14 protein-coding genes and 1 riboswitch are annotated in these 16,388 nt (G+C 71.2%); of the genes, 10 read left to right on the top strand and 4 right to left on the bottom strand.

Translation table 11 applies throughout. The features are described from left to right. The first annotated feature begins 72 nt into the window (after positions 1-72). Genes ABZ880_RS13845 through ABZ880_RS13825 form a run of 5 tightly spaced genes read left to right on the top strand, consistent with a single transcriptional unit; the run spans position 73 to position 7,049 of the window. Positions 73-1,248: an ATP-grasp domain-containing protein gene (locus ABZ880_RS13845; RefSeq protein ID WP_361261112.1), complete on the top strand. Its 1,176-nt coding sequence runs from the start codon at positions 73-75 to the stop codon at positions 1,246-1,248. Further along, the gene (locus ABZ880_RS13840; protein WP_361261110.1) at positions 1,245-2,927 is read left to right on the top strand and encodes an IucA/IucC family protein; all 1,683 of its coding nucleotides are present in this window, start codon (positions 1,245-1,247) and stop codon (positions 2,925-2,927) included. Before ABZ880_RS13845 ends, ABZ880_RS13840 begins: the two co-directional genes overlap by 4 nt. Beyond that, a complete protein-coding gene (locus ABZ880_RS13835) occupies positions 2,924-4,117 on the top strand; it encodes an MFS transporter (RefSeq protein ID WP_361261108.1) in 1,194 nt (397 codons plus the stop codon). Before ABZ880_RS13840 ends, ABZ880_RS13835 begins: the two co-directional genes overlap by 4 nt. Continuing rightward, the gene (locus ABZ880_RS13830; protein ID WP_361261106.1) at positions 4,117-5,850 is read left to right on the top strand and encodes an IucA/IucC family protein; all 1,734 of its coding nucleotides are present in this window, start codon (positions 4,117-4,119) and stop codon (positions 5,848-5,850) included. Before ABZ880_RS13835 ends, ABZ880_RS13830 begins: the two co-directional genes overlap by 1 nt. Next, positions 5,847-7,049 carry a type III PLP-dependent enzyme gene (locus ABZ880_RS13825; RefSeq protein WP_361261104.1) on the top strand — a complete coding sequence of 401 codons (1,203 nt, stop codon included), beginning with the start codon at positions 5,847-5,849 and terminating at the stop codon, positions 7,047-7,049. Before ABZ880_RS13830 ends, ABZ880_RS13825 begins: the two co-directional genes overlap by 4 nt. Positions 7,050-7,138: 89 nt before the next feature. Here ABZ880_RS13825 and ABZ880_RS13820 read toward each other — a convergent pair whose 3' ends face one another. After that, positions 7,139-7,471 (bottom strand): hypothetical protein, encoded by a 333-nt coding sequence (locus tag ABZ880_RS13820; protein ID WP_361261103.1) that lies wholly within the window; start codon positions 7,469-7,471, stop codon positions 7,139-7,141. Positions 7,472-7,643: 172 nt separating this feature from the next. On the opposite strand from ABZ880_RS13820, the gene ABZ880_RS13815 reads away from it, so the two are divergent. Both ABZ880_RS13815 and ABZ880_RS13810 read left to right on the top strand, forming a co-directional pair. Next, a complete protein-coding gene (locus ABZ880_RS13815; protein WP_361261101.1) occupies positions 7,644-8,009 on the top strand; it encodes a nuclear transport factor 2 family protein in 366 nt (121 codons plus the stop codon). Between the two features lie 265 nt (positions 8,010-8,274). Beyond that, positions 8,275-8,358, top strand: a riboswitch (ZMP/ZTP riboswitch). 23 nt (positions 8,359-8,381) lie between these two features. Then, positions 8,382-9,230: a bifunctional 5,10-methylenetetrahydrofolate dehydrogenase/5,10-methenyltetrahydrofolate cyclohydrolase gene (locus ABZ880_RS13810; RefSeq protein WP_361261099.1), complete on the top strand. Its 849-nt coding sequence runs from the start codon at positions 8,382-8,384 to the stop codon at positions 9,228-9,230. On the opposite strand, the gene ABZ880_RS13805 is transcribed toward ABZ880_RS13810, so the two are convergent. Further along, on the bottom strand, positions 9,231-10,205 hold the full coding sequence (locus ABZ880_RS13805; protein ID WP_361261096.1) for a CU044_5270 family protein: 975 nt from the start codon (positions 10,203-10,205) through the stop codon (positions 9,231-9,233). Next, on the bottom strand, positions 10,198-10,749 hold the full coding sequence (locus tag ABZ880_RS13800; RefSeq protein ID WP_361261095.1) for a sigma-70 family RNA polymerase sigma factor: 552 nt from the start codon (positions 10,747-10,749) through the stop codon (positions 10,198-10,200). Before ABZ880_RS13800 ends, ABZ880_RS13805 begins: the two co-directional genes overlap by 8 nt. Positions 10,750-10,854: 105 nt before the next feature. On the opposite strand from ABZ880_RS13800, the gene ctaD reads away from it, so the two are divergent. Next, positions 10,855-12,462: a cytochrome c oxidase subunit I gene (gene ctaD, locus ABZ880_RS13795; RefSeq protein ID WP_361261093.1), complete on the top strand. Its 1,608-nt coding sequence runs from the start codon at positions 10,855-10,857 to the stop codon at positions 12,460-12,462. Further along, positions 12,459-12,794: a hypothetical protein gene (locus ABZ880_RS13790; RefSeq protein WP_361261091.1), complete on the top strand. Its 336-nt coding sequence runs from the start codon at positions 12,459-12,461 to the stop codon at positions 12,792-12,794. The genes ctaD and ABZ880_RS13790 overlap by 4 nt, the downstream gene beginning before the upstream one ends. An 88-nt stretch (positions 12,795-12,882) precedes the next feature. On the opposite strand, the gene ABZ880_RS13785 is transcribed toward ABZ880_RS13790, so the two are convergent. Continuing rightward, entirely contained in the window at positions 12,883-14,850 is a 1,968-nt protein-coding gene (locus tag ABZ880_RS13785) for an RICIN domain-containing protein (protein ID WP_361261090.1), read from the bottom strand. 217 nt (positions 14,851-15,067) lie between these two features. Here ABZ880_RS13785 and ABZ880_RS13780 point away from each other — a divergent pair, with 217 nt between their 5' ends. Then, complete coding sequence (locus ABZ880_RS13780) at positions 15,068-16,297, top strand: glycosyltransferase (protein WP_361261796.1); 1,230 nt, start codon at positions 15,068-15,070, stop codon at positions 16,295-16,297. Positions 16,298-16,388: the final 91 nt, after the last annotated feature.

The following is a 16,388-nucleotide window of genomic DNA, read 5'->3' as shown; positions in this document are numbered from 1 at the left end:
GGCGGGTCGCACCCGGCCTGGGTCCGGCCCGCCCCCAACCCCCCACCCACCAGCGGAAGTTGTTCCTCGCCCATGCGTCTGTACCTGCTTGCTCTCAACCCGACCGATTCCGTCACCGAAGGCTTCCTGCCCGCCGCCGCCCGGCTGGGCCTGGACGTCACCGTCCTCACCGACCAGCCCGACGCGCACCGGCGCACGTACCCGGACCTCGAGGTCCTGGCGTGCGACGTCCGTGACCACCGGGCGGTCGTCACCCGGATCTCGACGCACCGTCGCCCCGACGCCGTCTTCACCAACAGCGACCACCTCCAGGCCCAGGCCGCCCTGGCCGCCGACTACTTCGGCCTGCCCGGCAAGGACTGGCGGGCCGCCCTGCGCACCAAGGACAAGGCCGAGATGCGGCGCCGTCTCGCCGCGGTCGGCGTCGACACCGTGTGGTCGGCCGAGCTGACCGAAGCGGTCGTGCCCGACGGGACGCCGTACCCGTGCGTGCTCAAGCCGCGCGAGGGCGTGGCCAGCGAGGACGTCGTCCTGGTCGACGGCCCGGAAGAGCTCGTGGCCCACGCCAAGGAGATCCTCGAGCGGCGCCCCGGTGCCGTCCTGGTCGTCGAGGAGTACCTCCCCGGCGAGCTGTACACCCTGGAGACCCTCGGCGACGGACAAGTCCGCCATGTCCTGGGCGGTTTCCACACCGAGCTGTCGCCGCCGCCGTACTTCATCGAGGAACGCCTCACGTTCGTCCCCGCACACCCCGAGCCGGTCGTCGCGCAGGTCCTCGCCCAACTGGACGCCCTCGGCGTCGGCTTCGGCGCCTGTCACACCGAGTTCGTGGTGCACGACGGCCGGGCGCGGATCATCGAGGTCAACTACCGCGCCATCGGCGACCAGTGCGACCTGCTGCTGGCCCGACTGCTGCGGATACCTCTCTTCGAGCTGATCCTGCGCACCCACTTGGGCGAGCCGCTCCCCGCCGACCTGGGCGCCCGCCGCGACGGCGCCGCGCGTGTGGAGTACCCGTGCGCCGACGGCGCCGGAACCCTCACCCACGCCCCGGCCGCCGCCGAACTCACCGTCGGCAACGTGCATCTGACGTACCGTCCGCTGCGCAAGGTGGGCGAGCGCCACGAGCTGTACCGCACCAACCGCGACTACCTCGGCGTCCTGCGGGCCGTCGGCACCGACGAGGCGACGGTCGACCGGATGTCGGCCGACTTCCTGGGCGCACAGCGCTGGGAGATCCAGCCGTGACCGCGCCCACCGTGACGGACGGCTGCGAGGCGCAACTGGTCACGCGAGTGCTGAGCGCATTGCTGCGCGAGGACGTGGTCGGCCTGCGCACCCGCAGCACGCTCCGGCACCTGCCGGACGGCGACTGGCTGCGGCTGCCCGCCGGGGAGGGCGACGCCCTGCTGCTCCCCGTGGCCGAGGACGGCTACCAGTGCGCGTACGCGGCCCGGCTGCCCCTCCTCGTCCGCGAGTCCGACGGCTCCGAGCTGACCTCGTACGACGTGGTGCTCGGCGCGCTGCGGGCGCTCGCCGAGTCGGAGGACCGGGGCGGTTTCGACGCCTTCGTCGAAGAGTGCCGGCAGACGCTGGCCACGCTGCGGCTGCACGCGGCGACGCGGGCGGAGGTCATGGCACGGCTCGGCGAACCGACCACCGGCCTCGACGGCAGCCTGGCGTACGACGCGCTCGCCGCCCGTCTCGACCATCCCGTCTACCCGACCGCGCGCGGCCGCTCGGGGCTCACCGAGGACCAACTGCGCGCCTACGCACCGGAGTTCCGTCCGCGTTTCGCACTGCGCTGGCTCGCCGTGCCCCGGGAAACCGTCACAATGACCGGCAGCCTCCCGGAGGTCTGGCCGAGGCACACGGCGCTCGGCATGGATGCGCTGCAGGACACCCATGTGCCCCTGCCCGTCCATCCGTTGACCGTCGAGGCCCTGTCTGCCGTCGGTCTCCCGGACGGCGCGGTCCTCGCCGATCGCGCCCACCTGAACGTGGTACCTACCCTGTCGATGCGCACCGTCGCCACGGTCGCGGACCCGGCCCTGCATCTCAAACTCCCCCTGGCCACCGCGACATTGGGCCTGCGCAACAAGCGGACCGTCAAGCCCGGCACGCTGGTCGACGGGGCGGCCGGGCAACGGCTGCTGGAAGCCGTGATCGCCCGCGAGCCGCGCTTCCGGGACACCATCCTGCACGCCGACGAGACAACGTACGCGCACGCCGACCACGAGCTGCTGGCCGTCCTGTGCCGCCGCTACCCGGCCGGCCTCGACGACGCGACACTCGTGCCGCTGGCCGCCCTCCTTGCCGAGGCGCCCGACGGGCGGCAGGTCGTCGACCACCTCGCCGACCGCTTCTACGGCGGCGACCCGCTCGCCCTGCTGGACGCCCTCCTGACGCTGCTGTTCGACTGGCAGACCACGCTGTTCGGCTACGGCATCGCGCTGGAGTCGCACCAGCAGAACATCTCGGTGGTGCTGCGGCCGGGCGAACTGCGGCTGCTGTTCAAGGACAACGACGGCCCGCGCATCAACTCCCTGCGACTGGACGCCGTACTCCCGGGGCCGTGGGGCTTCGACGACGAGCGGATCTTCGGTGAGGACGACGGGCCGGTCGCCGACGTGTTCGCGACCATCACCCTCCATCTGTGTGCGGGCGCCTACGCGTTCGGGCTGCCGAAGCACCGCGGGGCCCTACTGGATCTCATACGCACCCGGCTGACGGATGCGGTGGACCGACTCGGCGGCGATGCCGGAGCCGTCCTGCGCGCCCGCGTTCTGGAGGCGCCGCGACTGCCGGTGAAGGCGATGGTGACGGCCGGGACGCTGCTGTCCAAGGAGCGCTCGGGTGCCGCCGACATCAACAAGCACTACACGACCGGCCCCAACTACCTGCTGCCCGGCGGTGGTTCGGCATGAGCACCCAGGCTCTGCGGATGCCGCGGTCCGGGTTCGGCCGCGGTCATGTGCACGCGGTGGCCGGCTGCTACTTCGTGGCGTCCTTCGCAGCGCTCGGACTGCCGCCGTATCTCACCGAGATCCTCCCGGAGTTGGGCGACCACCGGGCCCGCTGGGCGGGCGTGCTCTATGTCGTCCCGACCGTGTTCGGGGCGCTGGGTGCCCCGCTGTGGGGGCGGCTGGCGGATCGCTACGGCCGCAAACGGCTGCTGCTGCGCGCCCAGTTGGGGCTCGCGGTGGCCTTCCTGCTGGCCGGCTGGGCGGACTCACTGGTCACCTTCACGGTGGCGCTCGTGCTCCAGGGCGTCCTGGGCGGCACGTTCGCCGCGTCCAACGGATACCTGGGCGCCGCCCTGGAGGGCCCGGCCCTGTCCAAGGCGCTCACGTTGATGCAGGGCAGTGCGCGGGCCGCGCTGGTCGTGGCGCCGATCGTGGTCGGCTCGCTGTCCGGGTGGCTGTCGCCGCAGCGCCAGTACGCCCTGCTCGCCGTACTGCCGCTCACGGCCGCCCTGTTGCTCGCGGCACTGCCCGAACCGGAGCCCGTGGAGCAGCCTCAGGGCGAACCCGCGACGGAGCAGGCGATGCCGATGGTCTCGCTGAAGACCCTGTACGGCCTGGAGTTCGCGTTCGTGTTCTCCACCGTCATCTCCTTCCCGTACCTGATCGCGCTCGTCGACGACCGGCTGCCCGGAACCTCGCCCGCGCTGTCCGGTGTGCTGTTCGCCCTGCCCCACCTGGTCTATCTGGTGTCGGCACTGGCGGTGCACGCCGCGTTCCGGGACCGTCCGCGAGCCGGGATAGCGCTCGGCTTCGCCTGTATCGCGCTCGGGCTGGCCGGGCACGGGGTCGCCGGTTCGCTGACCGCGCTGATAGCCGTACGACTGCTGCTGGGCGCCGGTCTCACGCTCGGCCTGGTGTGTCTGTCGTTGCTGGCCGCCGACTGCGCCAAGGGCCGTGCGCCGGGCGGCATGTTCGGCTCGCTGGAGTTCTTCTCCAAGGCCGGCGCGGTCGCCGCCGGCGTGGCCGCGGCGGCGGGCAGCGCCCGCTTCGGACCGGCCGCACCCGTGCTGATCGGCGGCACCGCGGCCGCCGTCACCGTCCTCGCGACCCTCCTGACCACCCTGAACCACCGCACCCGCCGGAGCCGCTGATGCCTTCCCTGACCGACTCGCTCGGCAGCACCGCCGCCCCCGCCGCCCTGCCCACCGCCGGCGAGGCGACGGCCCACACCCTCCTCAACTGCCTGCTGCGCGAGGTGTCCGGACCGGAGCACCAGTCCGTCGTCACCGACGGCCACCTGCTGGTGCGCCTGCCGCGCCGCGGGATCCTGCTGCGCGTCGCCCTGCGCCGCACCTCGCTGCTCGGTGCGCACCGGTTCACGGGTGCGGTCAGCGAACAGCGCGAGGGCGAATGGGTCGAGGTGGACTGGCGGCGACTCGCCGAGTACACGCACGACGAGCTTTCGCTGCGTACGGGGGTGCGCAACGAGGAGTTCCTGGAGCAACTCGCCTCCAGCCACGCGGCCGTGGCGACCTCGCTTGCGGCCACGCGCGCCGTGTCGGCCCCGGACGACCGGCTCTCGGCCTACCTGGCCTCCGAACAGTCCCTGCTGTTCGGCCACCGCTTCCACCCGACGCCCAAGGCCCGTACCGGCGACCCGCGCGCCTGGTCCGCGTACGCCCCGGAGGTCGGCGCCTCCTTCCCGCTGCGGCACCTCGCGGTCCGCGCCGGACTGATCGCCGAGGAGTACGCCGACGCCTCGGCCGTCGTCCCGCTGGACAGGCTGCGCTCGGACCTCCCCGACGGCTACCGGCTGCTGCCCGCCCACCCCTGGCAGTACGAGACGCTGCGCGAACACCCCTTGCTGCGCGCCGCCCTCGACCGCGGCGACGTCCTCGACCTCGGCCCGGGCGGGCGGCCCTTCGCCGCCACCGCGTCGGTGCGCACGCTCTACGACGGGGAGAGCTTCCTCAAGTTCAGCCTGAACGTGCGGATCACCAACTGTCTGCGCAAGAACAGCAGTTACGAGCTGTCCGGTGCCGTCGCCCTGACCCGCGCCCTGGCCCCGGCCCTCGCCGAGCTGGCCGAGCGCTTCCCCCACAGCGCGGTCCTCCGCGAGCCCGCCTACCGCACGCTCGCCCTCCCCCGCCCGGACGGTGCCCCGGACCGCGAGCTTCTGGAGGGCTTCGGCGTCATCGTGCGCGAGGGCCTCCCGCACCGCCTCGCCCCGGGCACCACCCCCCTGCTCGCGGCAGCCGTCGCCGACGAGTACCCGACCGGCGCCGCCCACATCTCCCGCCTGCTGGAGGGTGCGGACGTCCGGACGGCTCTCGCCTGGTGGTCGTCGTATCTGGACCTGCTCGTCCCGCCCGTCCTGTCCGCCTACTTCGAGCACGGGCTGGTCCTGGAACCGCACCTCCAGAACGTCCTGATCTGCGTCGACGGTGACGGCATGCCCGCCCAGGTGCTCTTCCGCGACCTGGAGGGCACCAAGCTCGTCCCCGAGCACCACGCCGAGACGCTGTCGGCGCTGCCGCCCGAGGTCGCGGGTCCGATGACGTACGACGCACAGCGCGGCTGGGACCGGGTCGTCTACTGCCTGCTGGTCAACCACGTCGCCGAACTGCTCGCCGCGCTCGCCGACCTGCACCCGCAGACGGAGGCCGCGCTGTGGGCCCGGGTGCGCGCCACGCTCGAGGCACACGCCGACGAGTACGGCTGCCCGCCCCGGCTGGCCGCCCTGCTCGCCGGAGTGCCGCTGCCCGCCAAGGCCAACCTGCTCACCCGTTGGGAGCGCAAGGCCGATCGGGACGCCGGCTACGTCCGGCTGCCGTCCCCGCTCGCCGAGGACATCCTGCGCGACTCGAACGGAAGCCGCCGATGACCGCCCCGACACCCGCGGTCCGCGACCGCGTCCTGTCCCTGCCGTCCGCCGAACTGCCCGCGTATCTCTACGACTTGGCGGCCCTGCGCAGGCACGCCGCCGCCGTGCGGGACGCCCTGCCCGAGCGGGTCGAGCTGTACTACGCCGCCAAGGCGAACCCGGAGCCGGAGATCCTCGCCGCGCTGGGCCCGTACGTCGACGGGTACGAGGTCTCCTCGGGCGGTGAACTCACCCATGTCGCCAAGGCCGTTCCGGGCCGGCCGCTCGCCTTCGGCGGTCCCGGCAAGACCCCCGCCGAGGTGACGGCGGCGCTGGAACTGGGCGTCGACCGTTTCCATGTGGAGAGCGAGTACGAGCTGCGCATGCTGGCCGAGTTGGCGCGCAGCTCCGCGCCGGGACGGCGGGTGGCGGTGCTGCCTCGCGTCAACCTGCCCGTCGCGGACGGGTCGTTGGCGGGGAGTTCACTGGCGATGGGCGGCCGTCCGACACCGTTCGGTCTTGATCCGGTGCAGGCGGTCGAGGTTGTCCGTGCCCTCGCCGACGGGATGTATCCGAACCTCGAACTGCGTGGCATTCACGCCCACTTGGCCAGCGGGCTGGAGGCCGCGGAGCAGCTGGCGGTGGCCGAGTCCGCCGTGACTTGGGCCATGGGCCTCGGCGTTCGGCTCGCCGAGGTGAACGTCGGCGGCGGCATGACCGTCGACTACACCGACCCCGGCCGCCGCTTCGACTGGACCGCATACGGCGAAGGGCTCGCCCGGCTGACCGAGGCACACCCCGGGCTGACCCTGCGCATCGAGCCGGGGCGGGCGCTGACGGCCTACTGCGGCTGGTACGCCACCGAGGTGCTGGACGTGAAGCACAGTCACGGCGAGGAGTTCGGCGTCGTCCGGGGCGGGACCCACCATCTGCGGACCCCGGCGACGAAGGGGCACGACCAGCCCTGTTCCGTACTGCCGGTGGACGCCTGGCCGCACCCGTGGCCGCGGTCGGCGGCCGAGGGCGAGCAGGTGACGCTGGCCGGGCAGCTGTGCACCCCGAAGGACGTCCTGGCCCGGCGTGTCCCGGCGCCCGGGCTCAGGGCGGGCGACCGGGTGGTGTTCTCGCTGGCGGGCGCCTACGCGTGGAACATCTCCCACCACGACTTCCTGATGCACCCCGGGCCCGGCTTCCACTTCCTCGACATGTCCGCCACGTGAAAGCCAATTCACACAGCGGACGTCAGAGCGGAGGGCCGCCCGGCCTCCGGACGGCCCTCCACGAGACGCGCGATACGGCGTCGATCCGCTCAACGGCCCCAAGCAGCCCAGTTGGCCTGCATGTCGGCGGCCCGGTGCAACTGCTTGAGATCCCTGATGTTCCTGAGCTGCTCCACCTGCTCGGGCCGCGGAGCCTGCGGCTTGGTCTCCTCGGTCTCCCTGGTCGCCACGGGCTCCTTGCGCTCCACCGGCACGGCAGTGGCGCTGAGCGCGTCGACCGTGGTGATCGGGTTGAGCAGGTCGGTGCCCGGGACAGCCGCGTTCGCGACCGCCGCTTCGTCCGCATGCGCCAGCGGCGCGACGAGGCCGGTGAGCCCTGCGGCGAGACCAACGGCGGTGACGATACGTCGTGTTGAGATCATGCATTCAGCAACGGAACCGGGCGCCCGGCGGACACGGGGGTGCCGCCCCGCTCACCCGTCAGGCGCAGCGGTCGGCTGCGCTTGCCGAGCCTGCCGGGGCGGAGGAGTCTCGAAGGTGAGCCCCCTCGCGGCCCGTGCTCCCGTCGGGTCGCGGCCCTCGAAGGAGGTCACCATGGGCACCGCGGCAACGCCCGCCTTCAGCGCCGACACTCTGCGCCGGGGCGTAGAAGCACACACGGCGGCAGATCTTCTGTCGCTCTACGCGGACGATGCGCAGATACGCATCGTGGACCGCAACACCCAACCCAGCCAGCCCAAGATCCTGCGCGGTCGCGACGAGATCGGGGCACTGTTCGAGGACATCTACAGCCGTGACATGACGCACAAAGTGGACCAGTGCATCATCCAGGGCGACCATGCCGCCTACAGCCAGTCGTGCCAGTACTCGGACGGGACGCGTGTCCTGGCCGAGTCGATGATCACGCTGCGCGACGGAAAGATCACAGAAGAGGTCCTGATCCAGGCATGGGACGAGTAGGAAGCAGAACCGCGAGGGTCCAGGTCACAACCCGGCTGACCTGGACCTTCTCGGCGCGTGCGGCGCTGGGTCGAGTGCGTACGGCCCGGCCCCGACGCCCGGGGCCGGTTTCCGCGGCAGAAGGCCTGGCGTCCGTCGCTCTGCTGCGGTCCGTGCTGCGGGCGGTGCGACCTCGCCCGCTTCCGCCGGCACAGCATGCCGGCCGTGCACGCAGACGGCGCATCCTGCGTCACCGATGAGCCGTACCCACGCCCCCGGTTAGGCTGATGGCGGCCGTGACTGGCGCTGAGGTGGAGCACCACCGGGGAGCGGCCACGCAGAGTCGATGCCGTGCGCCTGGGCGATCCCGTCACACCAGCCCAGGAGTGGATCATGTCTCAGGCCCGGCTCATCGACGGCACCGCGCTCGCCCGGCGCAGCGTCGAGGACACCGCCAAGCGTGCGGCCGCCCTTACGGAAACCACGGGCACGCCCCCCTGTCTGGCGACGGTGCTGGTCGGCGAGGACCCCGCCTCCGTCACGTACGTCCGCATGAAGCAGAACCGCTGCCGCAAGGCCGGCATCGAGTCCCGACACGTGGCGCTGCCCGCCGCCACGACCACCGAAGAACTCGTAGGAAAACTCCGGGAGTTGTCGCAGGACCCCGCTGTGCACGGCATCCTGCTCCAGCATCCGATGGGCGAACACATCGACGAGCGGGCCGCGTTCGAGGCGATCGCGCCCGAGAAGGACGTCGACGGTGTCACGTTCGCCTCGTTCGCGACGATGAGCTTCGGCCTGCCGGGTTTCGTGTCCTGCACGCCCGGCGGGATCATGCGGCTGCCCGACGAGTACGACGTCGACCCGTCCGGGAAGCGGGCCGTGGTCGTGGGCCGCAGCGCCATCCTCGGCAAGCCGGTCGGCATGCTGCTGCTCGCCCGCGACGCGACGGTGACGTACTGCCACTCACGCACCCGGGACCTGTCGTCGGTGGTCCGGGAGGCGGACATCGTGGTCGCCGCCGTGGGGCGGCCGCGGCTGATCCGGGGCGCGGACATCAAGCCCGGCGCCGTCGTGATCGACGCCGGGTACAACCCGGGCAACGTCGGCGACGTCGACTTCGACTCCGCGCTGGAGCGGGCCTCGCTCATCACTCCGGTGCCGGGCGGGGTCGGCCCGATGACGATCGCCACGCTGCTGGAGCAGACCGTCGATGCCGCCGCCCGGCAGCTCGGGGTGTGATCAGCGCATCCAGGCGCTGTACTCCTCGACGTCCCCGGCCTTGACGCCGTACTCCCGCTCCGCCTCGGTCAGGACTGTCTCCAGGCCGAGGACGGCGCCGGTGGCCGGGTCCATGATCAGCATCCGGCGGAAGCCGGAGCCCTCGTACACATAGACCTGGCCGCGCCGCCCGAGCCGGTCGGTCACCTGGCCGGCCGGGCGCAGCCCCTCGGTGTCCGCCAGGAGCCGGGCGAGCGTCGCGGACTCGCGGGCGCCGAGGGTCCAGTGGTCGAGCAACACCTGGACGCCGTCGAGGAGTTCGGGGGTGCCGAACTTCGTGTGGGTGTACGTGGCCTCCTTCAGGTAGGCCCGCAGCTGTGCCGTGTCGTGCGGCGGCGGGGACTCGGGGGGTGCGTCGCTCCAGCTCGGCGGATAGGTCTGCCGGCTGATGACGTGGCCGTCCTCGACCAGGTGGGGAGCGTCGCCGTCGTCGCGCAGGACCGGCCGGCCGGGGTGCCGCGGGTCGGTGGCCACCACCAGCTCGGTGTGGCTGCCGTCGGCCTTCCAGCGCACGACCCGCTCCTCGGGCAGGGTGACCGGGGGCCTGTCGTCGCTCATGCCCATGCTCCAGGACTGCACGTGCGTACCCATGCGCAGCTTCGGCGCACCGCCCTTCATGGCCAACTGCTGTGCCCGGTCTGCCAGTTGGTCCAGGGATACGGGGGTGGAGTCGGCCTGGACGACCAGTGCGCGGGGTGCGGCGATGGCCGGGGTGGTGCTCGGACCGCCGAGTGTCAGCGTCAGGGCGGTCGCGGCGACGACGGCGGTGGCCGCTAGGCCCCAGACCAGCCGGGTGCGGCGACGGGGCGCTGGCCGGTCGTGCAGCAGCCGGTTGAGCCGCCGCTCGGCGCTGTGGTCCAGGGGGCCCTCCCCGTAGTGGGGGCCGTCGGCCGGCACCGGGTTGGCGCGGCGCAGGAGTTCGAGTTCGTCAGCCATGGCCGTGTTCCTTCGAGGGGGTCGCGTCGGCGGAGGTCGCGGTGGGACGCACGCGGTCTATCTCGGCTCTCAGCCGGCGCCGGGCGCGGTGCAGCCGCATCGACGCGGCCCGAGTGCCGCAGCCGAGGGCGACGGCGACCTCGTCGATGCCCAGTTCCTCCCATGCCGTCAGGCGCAGCACCTCCTGGTCGCCCTCGGACAGCCGGGCCAGCGCGTCGTGCACCCAACCGCCGGGGGCCTCCGCGTCGGGGCTCGCAACGACCTGCCGGCCGTGCGCGGTCTCGTCGTTGCCCAGGCGGTCGACCAGCCGCCGGCGACGTCCGTAGCCGCGTACCGCGTTCGACAGGCAGTTGCGTGCCACGCCGTACAGCCAGGGCAGCGGGGACCCCGGAAGGTCGGCCCGGCGTCGCCAGGCGACCGTGAACACCTCCGCCACCACTTCCTCCACCTCGCCGGCCCGCCCGTCCAGTCGCCGCGCGACATAGCGGCTGACCGCCCAGTAGTGCTCGCGATAGGCAGCGGCGAAGATCTCGTCGTTGCTCATGTTCCGTTCGTGTCCGGCACCATCCGGATCGTCACACCCGTTTCCGTGATTCTCCTCGCGTCACTCGAGTGTGACCGGCGTGCCCGGAGCGGACACAGGCGGGGCATGAGGCACCTCAAGTGGCTGACGACCACCGACCACAAGACGATCGGGACGCTCTACCTGGTCACGTCGTTCTCGTTCTTCTGCATCGGTGGCGTGATGGCGCTGCTCATGCGCGCCGAACTCGCCCGTCCGGGCCTGCAGATCATGTCGAACGAGCAGTTCAACCAGGCGTTCACGATGCACGGCACGATCATGCTGCTGATGTTCGCGACACCGCTGTTCGCGGGCTTCGCCAACTGGATCATGCCGCTGCAGATCGGGGCGCCGGATGTGGCGTTCCCGCGCCTGAACATGCTGGCCTACTGGCTGTATCTCTTCGGCTCGCTGATTGCAGTCGGCGGCTTTCTGACCCCTCAAGGCGCGGCCGACTTCGGCTGGTTCGCCTACTCCCCGCTGTCGGACGCGGTCCGCTCCCCGGGTGTGGGCGCCGACCTGTGGATCATGGGTCTGGCCTTCTCCGGCTTCGGCACCATCCTCGGTGCGGTCAACTTCATCACCACCATCATCTGCATGCGCGCGCCGGGCATGACCATGTTCCGCATGCCGATCTTCACCTGGAACGTGCTGCTGACGGGCGTGTTGGTGCTGCTGGCCTTCCCGGTGCTGGCCGCGGCCCTGTTCGCGCTGGAGGCGGACCGCAAATTCGGTGCGCATGTCTTCGACGCGGCCAATGGCGGCGCCTTGCTGTGGCAGCACCTCTTCTGGTTCTTCGGCCATCCGGAGGTGTACATCATCGCGCTGCCGTTCTTCGGAATCATCAGCGAAGTGATTCCGGTCTTCTCGCGCAAGCCGATGTTCGGCTACATGGGCCTGATCGGCGCGACCATCGCCATCGCGGGACTGTCCGTGACGGTGTGGGCGCACCACATGTACGTCACCGGCGGCGTGCTGCTCCCGTTCTTCTCCTTCATGACGTTCCTCATCGCGGTACCGACGGGCGTGAAGTTCTTCAACTGGATCGGCACGATGTGGAAGGGGTCCCTGTCGTTCGAGACCCCGATGCTGTGGGCGACGGGCTTCCTCGTCACGTTCGTCTTCGGCGGCCTGACCGGCGTGATGCTCGCCTCGCCGCCGCTGGACTTCCCGACGTCCGACACCTACTTCGTCGTCGCCCACTTCCACTACGTCATCTTCGGCACCGTCGTCTTCGCGATGTTCTCCGGATTCCACTTCTGGTGGCCGAAGTTCACCGGCAAGATGCTCGACGAGCGGCTCGGAAAGATCACCTTCTGGACGCTGTTCATCGGATTCCACGGCACCTTCCTGGTCCAGCACTGGCTGGGCGTGAACGGAATGCAGCGCCGAATTCCGGACTATCTGGCGGTGGAGGGCCTGACGACGCTCAACACGGTGTCGACGATCTTCTCGTTCCTCCTCGGCATGTCCTTCCTGCCGTTCTTCTACAACATCTGGAAGACCGCAAAATACGGCGAGAAAGTCGAGGCCGACGACCCGTGGGGCTACGGCCGTTCGCTCGAGTGGGCGACCTCCTGCCCGCCCCCGCGCCACAACTTCGTGGCGCTCCCCCGGATCCGCAGCGAATCCCCGGCCTTCGACCTGCACCACCTCCAGGATCCGGCGCCGCAGAGGGAGTTGACCGCGCCATGAGCAGTGAAGACGTTCAGGTGCTCCTCAACGAGATCGAGGGGCACCTGCTCCTCGCGTCGATCCGCGACCAGGGGCACACGGCCGCGCTGCGTTTCACGGCCTCGCTCGACTGGCTGACGGAGGGGCAACGGGCGGAGGTGGAGCGCCGGTTCGAGGCCGAGTACCTCGCGCTCGCCCGCACCTCCTGGCAGCGCACGGCCGAGCGGAGCAGGCAGTTGCGCGAGGAGTACGAGGAGACGTACGCCCGGCTGCGCCACCGGCTGCTGGCGGTCTGCCTGCTGGCCTGCACCCTGCTCCTGGCGACGGGCCTCGCGGTGCTGCCACTGCTCTAGGGCGCCGCGGCGCCGTCGGGCTCCGTGCCGGGGCGGCCGACTCGCCGGGCCGCGGACGGCGGCCCGGCGACTCCACTCGGTCACGGGGCTAGTTGAGCGTCCACTTCTGGTTGTCGCCCGTACCGCAGGACCACAGCACCATGGAAGTGCCGTTGGCCGTGCCGTTGTTGTAGGCGTCCAGGCACAGGCCCGCGTTGACGTTGGTGATCGTGCCGTCGCTGTTGACGTTCCACTTCTGGTTGTTCTGGCCGTTGCAGTCCCAGATCACGATCTTGGTGCCATTGGTCGTGCCGAGGTTGTAGGCGTCGAGGCACTTGTTGCCGTACACCACGAGTTCCTTGCGGGAGGTGTACGTCCAGGCCTGGTTCTGGCCGCCGTTGCAGTCCCACAGTTCGGCCTGGGTGCCGTTGGTGATCGTGTTGTTGTAGATGTCCAGGCAGCGGCCGGACTGCTTGCCGACGACCTGGGAGCCGTTCGCACCGGCCAGAGGTCTGACGGCGATCGAGTCGAGGGTCGGGGCACCGGAGAAGGTGAGCGAGTTGGTCGAGCCCTTGGCCAGGCCGACCTCCAGCGAGATCGTGCCCGCGCTGGAGCCGGTCGGCGGGAAGGCGACGGCGGTCGTGCCCTGGCCGTTGACCTTGACGGTGCCGACGCGGGTGCTGGAGGTGTTGTTCGTGTACGACACGTCGACGACCTTGACGCCGGTGCTCCCGGCGACGACGCCGCTGAAGCTCGACGTGCCGGTGTACGTGCTGCTCGACGCCTCCGTGCCGCCGGTGACCGTCAGCATCACCGAGCCGCCCGCAGGCACGCCGGCGGTGTAACTCGTGCCGTAGCTACCGACGTCGGCCCGCGCCCACAGATCGCGCACGGTCGCGGACGCGTTGGTCAGCCCGAGGTCGGACCAGCGCACGGTGATGTTCTGCGCGGTGGAGGTGCGGTTGAGGAGCACGACGGCGCGGTTGCCGGTGCCGGCGAGGACCTTGCCGTACACCTGCAGTCCGGTGGTGTCCTCGGCGACCTTGACGCCCTGCAGTCCGCGCGGGTCCTGGTCGACGCCGATGACCTCGGGGTTCTTGAGGATCCCGGCGGTCTCGGAGGTCATGGTGGACAGGTCGTTGCCGGCGAGGAGCGGGGCGCCGGAGATCGCCCACAGGTTCATGTGGGTGCGGTTCTGGGCGGCGGTGAAGCCGTCCATGCCCACCATCAGCATGTCCGGGTCGTTGTAGTAGCCGGTGTGCTGGGCGGTCGGGTGCAGGGTCTGGTCGAAGTTGGACAGCAGGTTCGTCATCGACGGCTTGTTGCCGTAGTAGATGATGTCGGTGCTGGTCCGGTACATCGGGGCCAGGCCCGGGGCCCAGTTCCAGGGGTTCTGGTAGCCCCAGTTGCAGATGGAGAGGGTGAGCGGGCGGCCGGTGGCAGCCGTCGCCTTCGCGACCGAGTCGCTGATCGACTTGTACGTCGTCGCCGCGTCGAGTCCCTCGGCGTCGCCGCCGCACCAGTCGACCTTCACGAAGTCGAAGCCCCACTTGGAGAACTGCAGCATGTCCTGGTCGTAGTGGCCCTCGCTGCCGCTGCCCGGCGCGGCGGGGCGGCCCGTCGGGAAGTAGTAGCCGCAGCCGTCCTTGCCGGCGTCGGTGTAGATACCGGCCTTGAGGCCCTTGCTGTGGATGTAGTCGGCGATGGCGCTCATGCCGCCGGGCCACTCACCGGTGTCGACGGTGATGTTGCCGGCGCTGTCGCGGGTGCCCTGCCACCAGCCCTCGTCGATGTTGATGTACTTGTAGCCGGCCGCCGGAAGGCCCGCGGCGACGAACGCGTCGACCTGCTGCTTGATGACGTTGTAGTCGATCTTGGCGGCGAAGCTGTTCCAGGACGCCCAGCCCATCGGCGCGGTGGGCACGGCCATCTGACGGGTCGTCGCCGCCTGCGCCGGACCGGGCACGGCGAAGAGCAGCGCGGCGGCCGCGGTCAGGGCGAGGGCCAGGAGGCGTACGGCGGCGGCTCTGAGGCGTCGTACGAGAGCACCGGGGGACGTGCGCGGTGGGGGATACATGCGGCTCCTTCGGCGGGAGGAACTCCCAGGCTGGCAAGGACACTTATTCGAGATACCGAACGAGGATCGGTGAACCGAACGCGTCGCGCGCCGAAGGTAGAGCCACCGGGAGAGTGAAGTCAACGGCTGCGACAGGGGTGAACTGGCCGTTCTGCACCGGTTGTTGTCGCCGAGGGCGCACCACGGCGCCATACTGGCCGTCGTGCGCGTAGCGATCATGACGGCGGGATCCCGGGGCGACGTGGCCCCGTACACCGGACTGGGACACGGGCTCGCCCGTGCCGGGCACGAGGTCACTCTGGTCACGCATGCCCGGTTCGAGCCGCTGGTGGCGGGCTCGGGGGTCCGTTTCCATCCGCTGCCGGTGGATCCGCGGGCGGAGCTGGAGTCCTCGCGCGGGCGCGGGCTGCATCGCAGTGCGACCGGTGCGGGGAAGCTGGTGCGGGTGGTCGCGATGGCGCGGGCGCTGGTCGGGCGGATGACCGACGACCTCGTGGCGGCCGCCCGGTCGAGCGATCTGCTGTTGCTGTCCGGCTCGGCGGGCCCGCTCGGACGCACCATCGCCGAGGGCCTGCACCTGCCGTATCTGGACGTGCCTCTCCAACCGCTCGCCCCCACACGGGAGTTCGGGCCGCCGATGCTGGGCGGGCGCTCGCTGGGAGCGGTGGGCAACCGGATCGCCGGGCACGGGGTGGGCCTGGCCGTGGAGCAGGTCTTCGCCGGGGCGCTGCCCGCGGTACGGCAGCGGCTGGGGCTGCCCCGGACGAGTGCCGCGGCGGCGTGGCGGGCCCGGGAGCGGCAGGCGCGGCCGGTGCTGCACGGCTTCAGCGAGCTGGTGGTGCCGCGACCGGACGACTGGCGGGCCGGTCTCACCGTGGCCGGCTACTGGTGGCCGTACGACGGCGAGGCCCAACTCCCTGCGGAGCTGGGGGACTTCCTCGACGCCGGGCCGCCACCCGTGTATGTCGGCCTGGGCAGCGCGACCGTGCCCGACCCCGAGCGGCTGAGCACCGTCGTCGTACGCGCCCTGCGCCGGGCCGGGCTGCGGGGCGTGATCCAGCGGGGCTGGGCCGGCCTCGAGGCCTGCGGCCCGGACATGCTGACGATCGACGAGGCCCCGCACGCGGCCCTCTTCCCCCGTCTGGCCGCCGTCGTCCACCACGCGGGCGCGGGCACGACGGCGGCCGGCCTGCGCGCCGGCGTACCGTCGGTGCCGGTCCCGATCCAGTTCGACGAGGGCTTCTGGTCGGCCCGTCTGGTCGCCCTGGGCGTCGCCCCCCGCGCGCTGCCGCTACGTCGCCTCACCGCCGACACCCTGGCCTCGGCCCTGCTACGGGCCACCCGCGACCCGGCGTTCGCGCGCCGCGCGGCCAAGCTGGGGGCACGGATCAGAGACGAGGACGGCGTGACTCCGGTGCTGGCCGCGGTGAACGCGGTGGGCGGCTAGGCGGTTTCGTTTGGATCATCGGGCGGACCAGAGGAAGATGCCTGCGATGTGGAGTCCGGCCAGGTAGATGGTGGCTGTCTTCTCGTAGCGG

It is taken from the genome of Streptomyces sp. NPDC047043, assembly GCF_040644055.1.
Taxonomy (GTDB): Bacteria; Actinomycetota; Actinomycetes; order Streptomycetales; family Streptomycetaceae; genus Streptomyces.
The sequence above is the reverse complement of the archived record's forward strand: the minus strand, read 5'-3'. Positions and strand labels throughout refer to the sequence as shown.

What these genes read in the sequence shown, in the direction of transcription:
- ABZ880_RS13845 (WP_361261112.1), top strand. Translation starts at nt 73, where the DNA reads ATGCGTCTGTACCTGCTTGCTCTCAACCCGACCGATTCCGTCACCGAA.
- ABZ880_RS13835 (WP_361261108.1), top strand. Translation starts at nt 2,924, where the DNA reads ATGAGCACCCAGGCTCTGCGGATGCCGCGGTCCGGGTTCGGCCGCGGT.
- ABZ880_RS13830 (WP_361261106.1), top strand. Translation starts at nt 4,117, where the DNA reads ATGCCTTCCCTGACCGACTCGCTCGGCAGCACCGCCGCCCCCGCCGCC.
- ABZ880_RS13825 (WP_361261104.1), top strand. Translation starts at nt 5,847, where the DNA reads ATGACCGCCCCGACACCCGCGGTCCGCGACCGCGTCCTGTCCCTGCCG.
- ABZ880_RS13820 (WP_361261103.1), bottom strand. Translation starts at nt 7,471, where the DNA reads ATGATCTCAACACGACGTATCGTCACCGCCGTTGGTCTCGCCGCAGGG.
- ABZ880_RS13815 (WP_361261101.1), top strand. Translation starts at nt 7,644, where the DNA reads ATGGGCACCGCGGCAACGCCCGCCTTCAGCGCCGACACTCTGCGCCGG.
- ABZ880_RS13810 (WP_361261099.1), top strand. Translation starts at nt 8,382, where the DNA reads ATGTCTCAGGCCCGGCTCATCGACGGCACCGCGCTCGCCCGGCGCAGC.
- ABZ880_RS13805 (WP_361261096.1), bottom strand. Translation starts at nt 10,205, where the DNA reads ATGGCTGACGAACTCGAACTCCTGCGCCGCGCCAACCCGGTGCCGGCC.
- ABZ880_RS13800 (WP_361261095.1), bottom strand. Translation starts at nt 10,749, where the DNA reads ATGAGCAACGACGAGATCTTCGCCGCTGCCTATCGCGAGCACTACTGG.
- ctaD (WP_361261093.1), top strand. Translation starts at nt 10,855, where the DNA reads ATGAGGCACCTCAAGTGGCTGACGACCACCGACCACAAGACGATCGGG.
- ABZ880_RS13790 (WP_361261091.1), top strand. Translation starts at nt 12,459, where the DNA reads ATGAGCAGTGAAGACGTTCAGGTGCTCCTCAACGAGATCGAGGGGCAC.
- ABZ880_RS13785 (WP_361261090.1), bottom strand. Translation starts at nt 14,850, where the DNA reads ATGTATCCCCCACCGCGCACGTCCCCCGGTGCTCTCGTACGACGCCTC.
- ABZ880_RS13780 (WP_361261796.1), top strand. Translation starts at nt 15,068, where the DNA reads ATGACGGCGGGATCCCGGGGCGACGTGGCCCCGTACACCGGACTGGGA.